The 14,000-nt window shown below is 70.3% G+C and carries 11 protein-coding genes; 5 read left to right on the forward strand and 6 right to left on the reverse strand.

From position 1 onward, the window contains the following. Positions 1–45: 45 nt before the first annotated feature. Together FRANCCI3_RS05855 and FRANCCI3_RS05860 are read right to left on the reverse strand one after the other, a co-directional pair. Positions 46–537: a GNAT family N-acetyltransferase gene (locus FRANCCI3_RS05855; RefSeq protein WP_011435616.1), complete on the reverse strand. Its 492-nt coding sequence runs from the start codon at positions 535–537 to the stop codon at positions 46–48. Between the two features lie 100 nt (positions 538–637). After that, positions 638–916 (reverse strand): DUF1778 domain-containing protein, encoded by a 279-nt coding sequence (locus FRANCCI3_RS05860; RefSeq protein ID WP_011435617.1) that lies wholly within the window; start codon positions 914–916, stop codon positions 638–640. Positions 917–1,144: 228 nt separating this feature from the next. Here FRANCCI3_RS05860 and FRANCCI3_RS05865 point away from each other — a divergent pair, with 228 nt between their 5' ends. Next, entirely contained in the window at positions 1,145–1,942 is a 798-nt protein-coding gene (locus FRANCCI3_RS05865; protein WP_082456648.1) for an aldo/keto reductase, read from the forward strand. A gap of 149 nt (positions 1,943–2,091) precedes the next feature. After that, positions 2,092–3,357: a glucans biosynthesis protein MdoC gene (mdoC, locus tag FRANCCI3_RS05870; RefSeq protein ID WP_011435619.1), complete on the forward strand. Its 1,266-nt coding sequence runs from the start codon at positions 2,092–2,094 to the stop codon at positions 3,355–3,357. Positions 3,358–3,395: 38 nt separating this feature from the next. Here mdoC and FRANCCI3_RS05875 read toward each other — a convergent pair whose 3' ends face one another. Together FRANCCI3_RS05875 and FRANCCI3_RS05880 are read right to left on the reverse strand one after the other, a co-directional pair. Continuing rightward, positions 3,396–4,181 (reverse strand): ABC transporter permease subunit, encoded by a 786-nt coding sequence (locus FRANCCI3_RS05875; RefSeq protein ID WP_011435620.1) that lies wholly within the window; start codon positions 4,179–4,181, stop codon positions 3,396–3,398. After that, a complete protein-coding gene (locus FRANCCI3_RS05880) occupies positions 4,178–5,347 on the reverse strand; it encodes an ABC transporter ATP-binding protein (RefSeq protein ID WP_011435621.1) in 1,170 nt (389 codons plus the stop codon). The genes FRANCCI3_RS05875 and FRANCCI3_RS05880 overlap by 4 nt, the downstream gene beginning before the upstream one ends. A 607-nt stretch (positions 5,348–5,954) precedes the next feature. Between FRANCCI3_RS05880 and FRANCCI3_RS05885 the strand changes: the two genes are divergently transcribed. Together FRANCCI3_RS05885 and FRANCCI3_RS05890 are read left to right on the forward strand one after the other, a co-directional pair. Then, positions 5,955–7,883, forward strand: coding sequence for a PP2C family protein-serine/threonine phosphatase (locus FRANCCI3_RS05885; protein ID WP_011435622.1), 1,929 nt, complete (start codon positions 5,955–5,957; stop codon positions 7,881–7,883). A 46-nt stretch (positions 7,884–7,929) separates the two neighbouring features. Next, the gene (locus tag FRANCCI3_RS05890) at positions 7,930–8,646 is read left to right on the forward strand and encodes a DUF4230 domain-containing protein (RefSeq protein WP_011435623.1); all 717 of its coding nucleotides are present in this window, start codon (positions 7,930–7,932) and stop codon (positions 8,644–8,646) included. Positions 8,647–8,659: 13 nt separating this feature from the next. Here FRANCCI3_RS05890 and FRANCCI3_RS05895 read toward each other — a convergent pair whose 3' ends face one another. Further along, on the reverse strand, positions 8,660–11,512 hold the full coding sequence (locus FRANCCI3_RS05895; RefSeq protein ID WP_011435624.1) for a non-ribosomal peptide synthetase: 2,853 nt from the start codon (positions 11,510–11,512) through the stop codon (positions 8,660–8,662). Positions 11,513–12,357: 845 nt separating this feature from the next. Here FRANCCI3_RS05895 and FRANCCI3_RS05900 point away from each other — a divergent pair. Next, positions 12,358–12,945, forward strand: coding sequence for an Hsp20/alpha crystallin family protein (locus FRANCCI3_RS05900; RefSeq protein ID WP_011435625.1), 588 nt, complete (start codon positions 12,358–12,360; stop codon positions 12,943–12,945). Positions 12,946–13,053: 108 nt separating this feature from the next. On the opposite strand, the gene FRANCCI3_RS05905 is transcribed toward FRANCCI3_RS05900, so the two are convergent. Then, on the reverse strand, positions 13,054–13,947 hold the full coding sequence (locus tag FRANCCI3_RS05905) for an exodeoxyribonuclease III (RefSeq protein ID WP_035959179.1): 894 nt from the start codon (positions 13,945–13,947) through the stop codon (positions 13,054–13,056). Between the last annotated feature and the right edge of the window lie 53 nt (positions 13,948–14,000).

Raw genomic sequence — 14,000 nt, forward strand, 5'->3', positions numbered from 1 at the left:
CGGGGGCCAGCGGCGTTCGGCGGGGCCTGCGGCGGCCGGCGATGCTTAGCCCCCGCCGGCGGCGGCGTGTAGCGGCAGCGCGAGCAGGTAGGGGTCGACGTGGGTGCCGAGGAAGCCGAGATGGCGGTAGAACGCCCGGCCGGGTTGCCGTATCGCGTGGGCGAGCAGGAGCGGCACTCCGACCATGCGATGGACGGTCAGCGACCGCATCACGGCGTCCCGCACGAGTTGGGCGCCGAGCCCGCGGCCCTGGTACCGGACATCGACCGCGAGCCGCCCCACGAACATCGCCGGAACGGGTTCGGTGGACCGGCGCGACCACCGGCGTGAACCGGGGATCCGTTCCAGGGCCGCGGTGGCCAGGCAGTAGTAGCCGGCGATCCGGGTAGCGTCGACGATCACGAACGTGTTTGTCGTCCGGTCCTGCTGGTGTTCGAGGGCGTGGTGGCGCAGCCAGCCGTCGAGCAGGTCGTCACCGCTGTTGAAGGTGAGCCGGTCCGGGCCCTCGGACAGGGCCGCGGGCTTGGCGAGGGGCACTGCGTAGGATCCTTTCTTGGGGCCGCGTCGGACCGCGTCGGGATCGCCGGTCGACTGGTCGGCCGATCGGGAGGCGGGCAGAGGTGGCGGGGTACTCCGGCTACTCCTGCTGCTCCGAGCCCGGTTCCTCGTCGAGGAGCCGGCGCAGCCGGGGGGAGTCCGGCGGCGGCGCGTCGAGCAGCGCCTCGAGCTTGCTCCAGTCGGCATCCGGGACGCGGAACAGGCGGCGGTCGGCGAGAACCTCTCGCGCGTATCGCTTCATGGCCTCGGCGGCGAAGTCCTCAAGGGACAGGCCCTCACCCTCCGCGGCCGAGCGGATGATCTCGGCTTCATCCTCGGGTAGCCGTACCGCGAGTCTGTCGTCCCTGGCGGTGCTCATGCTGGCAGTCTGCCCTCCGGGTCTTCGGACCCGTTTCCCCGGGTCTCGCTCGCCGACGTGGGTACCACATCCATCGCGGCCGTGTCGCCCGGATACTCGAAGGCCGGCCGGAGCGCGGATCCGGTCGGGTGCCCGGCATCTCTTCGTACCAGATCTTCGTACCAGAGAGGTCCTACGCCCGTGGTGCTTTCGCCTGTCCCCACCGTCCCGCTCGCGCACGGTGCCCGGATGCCCAGGCTCGGGCTCGGAACCTGGCCGCTGAACGACCGGGAGGTCCAGGGGGTGGTGGAACAGGCGCTCGGGCTGGGCTACCGATTGATTGACACCGCGCACAACTACGGCAACGAGAAGGGAGTGGGCGCCGGACTACGCGCCGCCGGCGTGCCCCGCGAGGAGCTGTTCGTCACCACGAAGTTCAACAAACGCTCGCACAGCGTCCGCGGCGTGCGCAGGGCCGCCGTGGAGAGTACCCGCCGGATGGGGCTGGACTACCTCGATCTGCTCCTCATCCACTGGCCGAACCCGTGGCGGGATCGGTACGTCGAGGCCTGGAAGGGGCTCGTCGAGCTGTTGAAGGACGGCCAGGTGCGCGCGATCGGGGTGTCGAACTTCAAGACGACCCACCTCGACCGGTTGCTGGCCCAGACCGGTGTCGCGCCGGACGTGAACCAGATCCAGCTCGATCCCCGACTCGGCCGGTCCGCGATCCGCGCCTACCACGCGGAGCAGGGGATCGTGACGGAGGCGTGGAGCCCGCTGGGCGCCGGCACCGGGCTGCTCGACGAACCCGTGATCACGCGGATCGCCGCCGCGCACGAGCGCACCCCCGCGCAGGTCGCCCTGCGCTGGCACATCGAGCTGGGCATCGTGGTGGTGCCGAAGTCGGCCAGCCCCAGGCGCATGGCAGAGAACATCGACGTCTTCGACTTCACGCTTTCCGCTGAGGAGATTGCCGCGATCTCCGGACTGGACCGGGGCGCCGCGGGGGAGGCGGACGCCCTCGACTCCGACGTGTTCGGGCACTGAGCTCCGGGAGTTCGGGGTCCCTGGGAGCTCGGGGCAATCCTCTCGTTTCGTATCATTCATGATACGTACGATGTAAGCCTGCCACGTCTTCACCGGAGGGCGTCGCCCGTAGGGGCTCGGAGCGGTCCGGCAGCCTTGGTGGAGGAATCGTGGGGCGAAAGGCGGCGCCGTCCGCTCCGGGCGGGCACTACCACCACCTGGACGCGTTGCGCGCCGTCTTCATGCTGGGCGGCGTCTTCGTGCATGCCTCGACGCTCGGTGACGACCCGTTCTTCCACGGGATCGCCTACGCCTCCGGCCTCTTCCGGATGGCGGACTTCTTCCTGATCTCCGGGTTCCTCTCCGCGATGCTCGTCGGGAAGTATGGGCCGTCGCGCACCGTGCATCGCAGGCTCGCCAGCGTGGGAATCCCATTCCTGTGCACCCTGGTCCTGTTCAATCCCACCGCGCTCTGGTTGAGCTACAACTTCCACAACCCGGACGTCTCGTTCCTGGACTTCCTGCGTGGAAACATCGTCCCCGAGCCGGTGGGCGAGCTGCGCTGGCCTCTGCAGCTGTGGTTCCTCATGGTGCTGCTCGCCTACGCGCTGTGCACCCCGGCGGCCGTGAGCGTCATATCCCGCCTTGTGGCCAGCTCCCTCTACCGGCGGGCCACCACCGGTCGGCTGCGCGTCATGGCCACGATCATCTCACTCGTCATCGTGACCACCATCCTCATCCGCGGCGGGTACCGGGCCGCGGTGACTCCCGTCATCGGTTCCGATCCCCTCGACCTCCCGGTCGAGGAGACGCTGGACTTCCTGCCGTTCTTCCTCCTCGGCGTGCTCCTCTACCTGGATCGGCGGCGAATCCTGCCGTCCTTTCAGCGGCCCGCGCCGATCCTGCTCGCCGTGGCCGGCGTCCTGCTGCTGGCGGCCAATCAGGACTGGGGTGGAGTGCTGACCTCATCCACCGGTCTGGTGCTCAGCAGGACCCTCTTCACCATCGCGATCACCGCCACGCTCTTCGCCCTTGCCAGCCGGCTCGTCCCCGGTCCGCGGCCCGCCGTCCGCTACCTCTCCGACGCCTCCTACACGGTCTACCTCTTCCACTATTTCTGGATCTACGCCATCGCGACGCTGCTCTCGCTGGACCCGAGCCTCCGCTGGCCGCAGATGCTCCTGGTCACCGCCCTCACCTTCGGCGTGACCCTGGCCATCCACCATTTCGTCATCTTGCGGTCACCCTTCCTCCGCAAGATCTTCAACGGGAAATTCCCGGTCGACGGCCGCCGCGGCACCGGCCGGCCCGCGGCCGGGCCCCTGACCACAGCGGCCGGCACGGCGGACTCCGAGCTGACCCAGCCGCTGCGCTGGCTTCCCCGGGCCGAACAGCTCGACCCGGAACGGACCCAGCACCTGCGCTGGGCTCCCTGACGCAACCTTCCTTTATAACGCTCCCTTATAACGTTTCCTTATGAGGTCATGTCCCGGCGCCAGAAGAGGACGACGGCGACCAGCACCATCGCGGTGCAGTAGACCAGCCCGCGCAGCAGCGCGTCGGCGTAGGGCGTGGCGACGGCGAAGCCACCGGTGGCGATCGCCTCCATCAGCTGCACCGGCAGCCAGGCCCGGGCGGGACCGTAGATGCGCGTGACCAGCATCTCCACCGGCAGCGCGTAGGCGACCGCGACCGCGATCGCCGCGGCAGGCGCGCGGAAGACGATCGCGGCCAGGGCGCCGAGCGCGGCGTAGCCGAGCGATCCGGCGCACAGGTTGACAAAGCTCTTGCTCAGTTCGGCCAGCCCCGCCGCGCTGCTCCAGGCGGCCGTCGACACCCCCTTCAGCGGCGCGAGCGCGAAGGACAGGGCGACCGAAACCACGGTCGCCACGGCGATGACGAGGACCACGAACGCCGCCAGAGCCAGCAGTTTGCCGGCGAGAAGCCGGAGCCGGTGCGGCTGGGCGACGAGCTGGTTGCGCAGGGCCCCGTGCGCATGGTCGCCTGCGAGCGACGCGGCGACGACGGACAGGGCCACCACGCCGAGCAGGATGCTGACCGCCTGCACCCCCTGCGCGACGCCGTTCGCGGCGGACAGCCCGCTGGCCGTGACGGGGTCGCCATCGAAGTCGTTGTGCCCCACCGAGACGAAGGTCAGAACGGTGCCGAGCAGGGCCGAGGCGATGACCGCCCCCAGCGTCCCGAGCAGGAACCGGGTCCGCAACAGCGGCACCCATTCGGCGCGGAAAGCCGTGATCATGTGGCACCTCCACGGCTCTGGGCCGGGTCGAGCCCGGCTCCCACGGCGGGCACACTGCCGTCCGGGGTGCGACCGAAACGGACGAGGTCGCCGTCGATTTCGCCGGTGACGCGCAGGAAGGTCTCCTCCAGGTTCGGCCGATGGGTGCGCAGCGAGCGCAGGGTGATGCCGGCGCGCATCGCCAGTCGGTTGAGGTCCGCGGCCACTCCCTCGCGGGCGTGGGCGGTCACCACCGGATGGCGTTCGCCGACTCCCGCGTCGCACGACGGCCCGGGGCAGAGGTCGATCTCGACCCGAAGGCCGGTCTCACCGAGGAGCCCGGCCAGGCGGCGGGCGTCGTCGTCCCGCTCGGGCACCATGAGGATCCGGGGATCCTCGGCGGAGAGCAGGTCGGTGACGTGCCCCTGGAACAGCATCCGCCCGCCATTGATCATCACCAGATGATCGCAGATCTGCTCGACCTCGGTCAGTAGATGGCTCGACATGAAGACCGTCATGCCGCTGCTGGCCAGCTGACCCAGCAGCGCGCGGATCTCCCGGATGCCCGCCGGGTCGAGGCCGTTCGTCGGCTCGTCCAGGATGAGCAGGCTGGGATCGGGCAGCAGAGCGGCGGCGATGCCCAGGCGCTGCTTCATCCCGAGGGAGTAGGCGGTGAACCGGTCGTCGGCTCGCTCGGTCAGGCCCACCTGTGCGAGGACTTCCCCGACCCGCCGCGCGCGATCGGCGCGGCGCCGCCCGCCGATCCCACGCAGCAGGGCGAGCTGGTCCAGATTGCGCCGGCCGGACAGCCCGGGATGGAACGTCGGGCCCTCGATCATCGCCCCGACCCGGCCCAGGTAGCGGGCCGGATGGGAGATCGACGCGCCCAGCACGTACCCCTGGCCCGCCGTGGGGCGGATCAACCCCAGCAGCATGCGCAGCGTGCTGGACTTCCCGGCCCCGTTCGGGCCGACGAAACCGGACAGCGTCCCGCGCGGCACCTGGAGGTCGAGATGGTCCACCGCCACCCGGTCGCCGTACCGCTTGCCGAGCCCGTGGGTCCAGATTGCCGCCTCGGTCGGGCCCTCGGGCGATCGCCCGGCCAGCCGCGGGGGCCGCGCCGCGCCGCGGGGGCGACCAGCCACGTTCGATGCGTGCGTCGGTTCGGTGACCGAACCCGAAGTCATCGTCTGACAGCCTCCCAGATCATGCGTTCAACTCCCGAGATCGGTCGATCCGTTACCCTCCACCGTGACTCCGTCATCCACCGTGCTCTATGGGAGTCGTGCCCGCGGAGGCCGTCGTGGTCGACCACATGCGCGGCCGCTGGCGGGGTCGGCACCAGCACGGAGGCTGACCGAACTCCCGCGCCGACCGGCGGTACGCACTGGGCGCCGTCGGCACCGGGCACCGCAGCGGCCGGGCCAGTCCCCGGCTCGGGATCCGCCGAGCTCAGCAGGCCTAACGAGCGGACCACGGGCACCGTTCCAGCTCCCGGCACTCCGGAGCGCTCGGTGCCGTGGGAACCCGGAGGTTTCCGCCTCGTCCGAAAGAGTGACGACGTATCGTCATTTTCGCTCATTTCCGACATGTCATCAAACGATCATTGGCGAAAGTCCGGGGCCAGGGCAGGTCCGCGTCGTCGCCGAGGTTTGCGATCATCCGGCGCGGCACAGTCAGTGCGGCGCTCATCGTTCCAGCCGCGAGATGGGGTAGCTGTCGTACGAGCCCCCCGGGGGACCCCACACGTCACCCGACACAACCGGCGCCCGACGGCTGGACGACAATCTTCACATGGGTGAGACGGCTGGCCTTCGGCGTGGCATCCGGGTGCTGACGCTGCTCGCCAGCATCTCGATCATCGTGATGCTGGTGTTGGCCGTGGTCTCCGCCCTGCGGTCACGTCATGCCGCGACGGAGCGGAGCAGGCATCTGGACCCGGCTGCGACCACCACCGCGATGCTCCTGGCCGACTTTGTCGACCAGGAGAATGCTCTGCGTGGCTACATCATCACCCGGGACCGGGGTTTCCTGGTCCCCTACAACGAGTCCGCCAGGTCCATCCCGGTCCTGACGGCACGGCTGGACGCATTGCTGGCCGACTTCCCTGCGCTGCGCGCACAGCACGGGGAAGTCGGCCAGGCGTACCGGGACTGGCGTCGCGAGGTTGTCCGGCCGGAACTGGTCGCGATGGCGAGAGGAGACACCGCCACCGCCCAGGATATCGTGCGCACCAAAGCGCGCCAGGACTTCGACCTGCTGCGCCGCGAGGTCGCGGAGCTCGCCGCGGCGATCGACCGTGAGCAGGTCGAGGCGTCCGGGCGGGTGGAGAGTGCCTCCGTGCTGCTGCTGAGCTCGCTGGCCAGCGCGATGTTTGTCATCCTCGGCTTCCTGCTGACCATTATGATCATCTCGCGGCGATGGCTGCTCCGCCCGATCGGAGCGTTGCAGCGATCCGTCAACGCGGTGGCCGCCGGTCGCTACGACACCCGGATCCCCTCCGTCGGCCCCAAGGAGATCGTGGAGCTGGCCGCCGACGTCGAGACGATGCGCGCCCAGCTGGTGCGGCTCGTCCGCCAGAACGAGCGGTCGTGGGAGGCCCTGGCCCAGCAGGGACCCGCCGTGATCGCACTGCGGGACGCGCTCACGCCCTCGCTCCTGCGGGCCCGCGGCCTGGTCCTGCACGGCCGGGTCGATCCGGCCGAGGGCGAACTTGCCGGGGACTGGTACGACGCCTTCGAGCTGCCCGACGGGCGGGTCGCCGTCGTGGTCGGTGACGTCTCCGGTCATGGAGCCGCGGCCGGGGTCTTCGCGTTGCGGCTCAAGCAACTGCTCGACGCGGCTCTGTCGACGGAGATCGATCCCGGTCGGGCCCTGGAGTGGACGGTGGACAACCTCGGCGAGATCGAGGAGATGTTCGCGACCGCGATCATTGCCGTCGTCGACCCGCGGACCGGGGACCTGTACTACGTCAACGCCGGTCATCCCGACGCGCTCCTGCTGCGCCGGGCGGTGCCCGGGAACTCCGGGAACATGGCGTCGGCGGGCGAGTCGCCCGTGGGCGAGGTGTGGGTGGGTGAGCTGCCCACAGGCAAGGTACCTGCGGACGCGGTGCTTCCCGACGAGGCATCCTCACCCCAGGTACCCGCTCCGACCGCTCACCTGGTCGGACCCCGCGATCCCGCCCGGCCGGGATGCGGCCCCGGTGACGGGGCGGGCGGATCCGTCATGGCGGCTGCTGTTGGATCCGCGCAGGCCGTCGGATCCGCGCAGGCCGTCGGATCGGCCTGCGGGCCGGGGGATGGGGCGAACGGTGCCGGCCCCGGGTCCGGTCGGGTGCCGGGAGCCGGTTCCATCGTCGGTTCCCGGCTGGGAACGGCGCAGGTCGTTCGGCTGCCTCCGACGGGCCCGTTGATGTCGAGCCTGCTCGCGGAGCCCGGGGCGTGGGGAATCCAGACGCTGCGGCTCGAACCGGGCGACGTGCTCTTCGCCTACACCGACGGACTGGTGGAGGCACGTGACGAGGCCGGGCGGCAGTTCGGGCTGCACCGGCTGATCGCCGAGATCCTGCGCGATCCCACGCGCACGCCGGTGGCGCTGCTCGACGACGCCTTCGACGCGGTTCGCCGGTACGCGCCCGGACGGCAGGGCGACGACCGTACGGCGATCATCCTCGCCCGTACCGCCCAGCGTGGCTCCACGATCGCGCCCGGAGAGTCATAGCGGCGACATCGGCGTGGTTGCCGGCCATTTCGGGTAGAAGACGCCCATGAACGACGAGTCCGGCCTGGACCGGCCCACCCGCTCGACCCGGTCTCCGCGATCTTTGCGGTCTCCGTCGTCCCGGCTCAGCCCACTGCGGTTGATCGCCGTCGTCGCCGTCGTCGTGCTCGTCCTCGCCGGCATCGCCCTGGTGGCGGGATGGCGGCCGAGCCTGCCGAACCTGTTCGAGGAGAGGACGGTCGACCGCAGTTCCCCGGCGGTGCTGCGTTCCCTGGAAGAGCTGAGCGACTATCACGCCGCCAGCGCCCACTTCGAGGTGGTGGTCGACCTCGAGAAGGACAGCAAGTGGATCCCTGATGCGCTGCGCGGCGAGCGCACCCTGTTCGTCGGGGTCGGTACCGTCGACTCGGTGATCAATTTTGGTGCGCTCGGCAAGGACGCGGTCACCGTCTCCCCGGACCGTCGTGCGGTCACCATCGAGTTGCCGAACCCGACGCTGTCCAGGCCCGAGCTGGATCTCGACCACAGCTACGTGGTGGCCCGCCAGCGCGGCGCGCTGAACCGCGTCGGCGGGTTGTTCGGTGGGGTCGGCACCGACCAGGAGCTCTACCGGACCGCGTCGGCGCGGATGACCGACGCGGCGAAGACGGACGGTCAGGTGCTCGAGCTGGGCAGGAAGAACACCACCGCCATGCTGCGCGGTCTACTCGGCGCGCTGGGCTTTACCGACGTCAGGGTGACCTACGCAGCCGACCGCCGCTAGGCGAACGGAGTGCTCAGTCCGTCGCGGTCAGCCTGCCTTCGTCAGCCCGGCGACCTGTCTTCGTCAGCCCGGCGACCACCCGGTCGATCTCGGCCCGGAAATGCTCCGAGATCTTGATGATGTGCGGTTCGCGGAGCAGGTAGAAATGCTCACACGGAACGAAATGGGTGTCATGGCTCCCGGTGAGGAATGCTGACCATGCGTCCTCCGGGTCCGGATTCTCCGCCGATCGGTACACGAGGGTCCGGCCGGGCCATGGCCGCGGTCGGTAGAAACGTTCGAGAAGCCGCCCGTGGTTGAAGAAGACGTCGAACTGCTCGAGCCCGCCGAACTGTACGACCCCGGTGAGCGGAATCTGCACCATTTTCTTGAGGGTCGCCTTGCTGGTGAAGTTCGCCCGCTGTTCCGGTAGCAGCTTCTGGGTGAACCGCGCCAGCCGGCCGCGGTAACCGCGCGCGTGGTCCTCGGCTGCCTTCGACGACCCGGCGGCGCCGCCCGACCCGGCGGCGCTACCCGACCCGGCCGACTCGATCCGCAGCGAGGCCGGCAGGTAGGTGTCCATGATGGACAGGAAACCGACCTCCTCTCCCGCGGCGGCGAGCTGCTGGGCGATCTCCATGGCGATCAGGCCACCCAGCGAGTGCCCGGCGAGCAGGTAGGGACCCCGGGGAGCCAGGACGCGGATGATCTCCAGGTGGCGGCGGGCGGTCCGCGCGACGCTCCAGTCCGGGACGCCCCGCCGCTCCAGCCCATGCGCCTGGAAGGCGTAGACCGGCTGGTCGTCGCCGAGGCGGCGGGCCAGTGAGTGGAAGCCGAGGGCGAGCGCGCCGGCCCCGGCGAAGCAGAACAGCGGCGGCCGCGAGCCGGTGGTGCGCAGGGGGACGACGGTGGGGTGTCGCGGACCCGACTGCTGCGCGAGTGACAGCGCGCGGGCGAACTCGCCCAGCGTCGGCGCGTCGACCAGCGCCGATGACGGCATGGTGATCCCGAGCTTCTCCGCGACCAGGGTGAGCAGCTCGTTCGCGGCCAGGGAGTCGCCGCCGAGCTCCATGAAGTCGTCCCCGATGCCGACCTCCTCGAGATCGAGGACCCGCGTCCAGATGTCGGCGACGACGATCTCCCACTGCGTTCTCGGCCGGGCGGAGACGGCCGGGGCCTCCGGCGGGGGCGGCAGCGCGCCCCGGTCCACCTTGCCGCGTTCGTTGCGGGGCAGTTCCGCCAGGGGGATGATCGTCGTCGGGACCATCCAGACCGGCAGCTTCTCGCGTAGCCTCCGCCGGATTCGGACCGGGGACAGGGTGTTGCCGTGTACCGCCGGCACGACATAGGCGACCAGCCGGTTCCGCGCCGAAGGATGCGCGACGGCGGTGACGACCGCCTCGGCGATCTCCGCGGAGCTCAGCAGCGCCGCCTCCACCTCGCTCGGTTCGACGAGATAGCCGCGGATCTTCACCGCCGCGTCCCGGCGGCCGAGCAGGATCAGCGTGCCGTTGGGTTCGAACCGGCCGACGTCGCCGGTCCGGCAGGTGGTCCGGCCATCGGTGAGCGGGGTGAAGCGGGACGTCGTCATCTCCGCGTTCCCCCAGTACCCGGCCGACAGGTAGGCCGAGGTGACCTCCACGTCGCCTACCTCGCCGGGATCGGCGGGCGTGCCGTCCTCGCGACGCAGTACCACCTCCTTGCCGGTCGCCGGCAGGCCGGCGGGTACCGTGCCCGCGGGCGGCTGCGTGCCCGGCGGGACCTCGAAGAAGCCGAGGGATGCGATCTCGGAGGCACCGGACCAGTTCACGTAGGTACACGCCGGTGGCACGTGCGGCCGCAGCGCCGTGATGTCGCGTCCGTAGACGGCCTCCCCGCACGTGGTCACGATCCGCAGGTCGGCGAGGACCTGGTCCGGTTCGAGCGAGCCGACGAGGGAGCGCAGCAGAGACGGAGTGGTCTGCAGCGCGGTCAGGTGCTGCGAGGAGATCCAGTCGGCGAGGCCGCTCAGGCCCGCCGCCCGTGGATCATAGGCATACACCCCGGCCCCGTTGAGTAGACCGAACACCACCACGGTGATGCCGGCGGCGAACGAGTACGGCAGCACGAGGGCCAGCCGGTCGCCCGGCGCGAAACCGAGACGTTCGGCGCCGGCGTAGGCGTCGCACAGGAACGTGCCGTTTGTCCACACCACGCCCTTAGGCGCGCCGGTCGAACCGGAGGTGAACACGATGCAGGCCGGATCGTCGACCAGCGGCTGCGGCCACCAGACCGCGTCCGCGCCGTTTGCCGCGATCCACCGGGCGCCGTCCGCGGCCGCCGCGGCGAGGTCCAGGACGTGGCGGGGGCCGCCCCCGGCCAGCGCGGCGAGCAGGGCGTCCGGATTCACGCTGGATTCGGCCGTGGCGTTCGAACCGTTGGTCCCCACCGGCCGCAGGCCCACCGTCGAGCGGGCCACGGAACTGTCGCCCAGGTCGGTCAGCAGGGCCACGCAGCCGGCCTGCCGAACGATCTGCGCCATCCGCTCGGCGGGCACCATCGGATCCAGCGGGACGACCGGGCGTCCGGTTTTCAGTACGCCCAGTACGCCCAGCAGGCCGGCCACGCTGTGCGGCAGCAGGGTCGCGACCGGACCGTCCTCGTTCGCGTCGAGGCGGCCGAGGACCGCCATCGCGATGTCATCGGTCCGGCGATCAGCCTCGGCGAAGGTCATGACGACGCCGGGCGAGACCAGCGCGGGTGTATCGGGCAGGTGCGTGGCGACCTCCCGGAACCGGCTGACCACCGAGGCCGGCAGGTCGTCGAAGTGCAACGCCGGGAAGAACGCGCCACCTTCAGGCGTCGCGACCGCAAGGGACGCGCGCCGACCGCTTTCGTTCAAAGCCACTCCCTCGTCCTGTCCTCTCTCGGCGTCATCGGCTCACAGCGGATGACGATGATCTTGTATCCTCGCCGGTCCTCATCTCGTCAACCGGATGCGGCTGGTTACCCCTGATCGGGGGGCGGACCTCGAATCCCGTATGGTCACGGATGCGCCGGGGCCGGGGCCGGTGCCGGGTGGCTGCGCGATGGGACGGGCCGTTTGTGGTAACTCCGTCCAACAATCTCGTACGGTGCTGCCTCGTACGGTGCTGCAACCGTTCGCTCGTGGTACACGAACAGCCTCCCCAACACGCAGTCCGGTATGGCGCGTGCGACTTTATACCACGGTGCTGTGGCTATCTTGTGGTCACTCCCGGTAACCCTCACTCAAGGGGTAGTTTGTCGGTGGTAATCGGGCTTCGGGTATGTACGGCGCAAACGATTTGCCGTGATCCCGGACTAATTTGATCCCGGGTCGGCGGTTCGGCTGATGGTGCCCGGATCCGGTGCCGCCATTCCGCGGTGTCACGGTGTCACGGCGGCCCGGAGCCCGCGGCGGCCCGGCGCCCGCGGCGTCACGGCGGCCCGGAGCCCGCGGCGGGCCGGAGCCGGGGCCCCGCCGCCCGGCCGCCCGGGGTCGGCCGCTGCGACCGTTCGCCGTTTCGGTGTTCTGTCTCACATCCAACAAATTCCTTACCCCCGCTTGCAACAGCAAGGTTGAGCGCCTTAGACTCATGAACTGTGAGAGCGGGAGGCAATCGAACCGAAGGTGATCCACCCAGGGAGCGCCTGAGGCGCGGGAGCGTCCCGATCGGCATCGATGTACAGAGATCGGCCCTAGAAAGATCAATCTTTTGGAGGGGGAGCATCGTGAGCACCTACCTGTGGGACCCGTTTGCCTCGCTGGGGCGTATGGACCGGGAGTTCGACGAGATCGTTCGGCGTGTCTGGGGCCCGCGGCGTCCGGTGCTTACCGGACGGTCGTCGGTCACCGAGTTCGCCGTCCCGTCGGCTGATGTGGTTACTGAGGGAGCGGATGTACTGATCAACCTCGAGCTGCCCGGGGTCGATGTCGAGCGGGACGTCGCGGTCGAGATCGACCGGGGCCGCCTGGTCGTCCGCGGGAAGCGTGCGGCCGGCAGCGAGAGTGAGCACGCCGGTCGCGTACACCGCGAGCGCTGGCACGGTTCCTTCCGCCGGGAGTTCAGGCTTCCCGAGGGCGTGGAGGCGCAGCGGATCTCGGCCACTTACGACCGGGGCATCCTGACGGTCCGTCTCGTCGGCGCGGCGGCGGAGCCCAAGGCGACCCGGATCGAGATCACCCCAGTCGTCGGCGACGCCCGGCCGGCCGAGGTCGTCGAGGGGGGCTCCCCGGGGCTGCCGGCGGAATCAGCGGAGTCCGCGACGCCGCGGTCCGCCGAGCCGGCCACGCCGGCCGCAGCCGGTTCCACCGCCTGAGGACCGCACCCGGCGTGCGGACGCCGACGTCCGCACGCCGGGCAGCGGTTCCCTCGCGCCGGGCGGCCTACCCCGCTGGACCGGTCGATCCTGCCGGGACCGCCCGGCTCAGCGGCGGCGCGGTCCGGTGCCGGTGGAGGAGGTCCGTCCCGGGGCGGACTGTCCGGCCGAGCTGCCACTCGACGGAGGCGGCACCATCGGCCCGATGTCGCCGTCCGGCGCGGTGTCCAGATCGACGATGACGGGAGCGTGGTCGCTCGTCCCGACACCTTTGCGGGCCGCCCGGTCCACCCAGACCGCGCGCACGCGGCCCGCCACGTCGGCGGTCGCCAGAGCCAGGTCGATGCGCATCCCGAGGTTCTTCGGGAAACACAGCTGGCGGTAGTCCCAGTAGGTGTAGACGACGTCGTCGGGCCAGCGGGCCCGCAGCACATCGATGAGCCCGGCGTCGACGAGTTCCGCGAGTGCCGCGCGTTCCGCCGGGGTGACGTGGGTGGCGCCCTCGAACTGGGTGATGTCCCAGACGTCAACGTCCGTTGGCGCGATGTTGAAATCACCCAACGTCATCACCGCGCCCTGGGTCGTGGCCTCGGCCACCACCTCGCGCAGCGCGGCGAGCCAGGCCAGCTTGTAGGCGTAATGAGGGTCGTCGATGGTCCGGCCGTTGGGCACGTACAGCGACCAGATCCGGATGCCGCCGCAGGTCGCGGCGATGGCGCGAGGCTCGGGACCGGGAAAGCCCGGATCGCCCGGAAGACCCCGCGCGACGTCGTCGAGGGTATCCCGCGACAGAATCGCCACGCCGTTCCACCGGCCGTCGCCGTGATGGGCGACCCGGTAGCCCCGGCGAAACAGATCCTCGTCGAACAGCTCCAGGAAGGCGTCGTCCGCCAGCTTCGTCTCCTGCAGGCACACCACATCCGGCTCGGCCCGGTCGAGCCATTCGATCAGGCGGGCCTGCCGAGCCTTCGCAGAGTTGATGTTCCACGTTGCGATCCGCACATCTGTTGACGGTAGTCCCACGGTCCGACAGGTCTGCCGGGCATGTCGGGTCT

Source organism: Frankia casuarinae, from assembly GCF_000013345.1.
Lineage (GTDB): Bacteria > Actinomycetota > Actinomycetes > Frankiales > Frankiaceae > Frankia > Frankia casuarinae.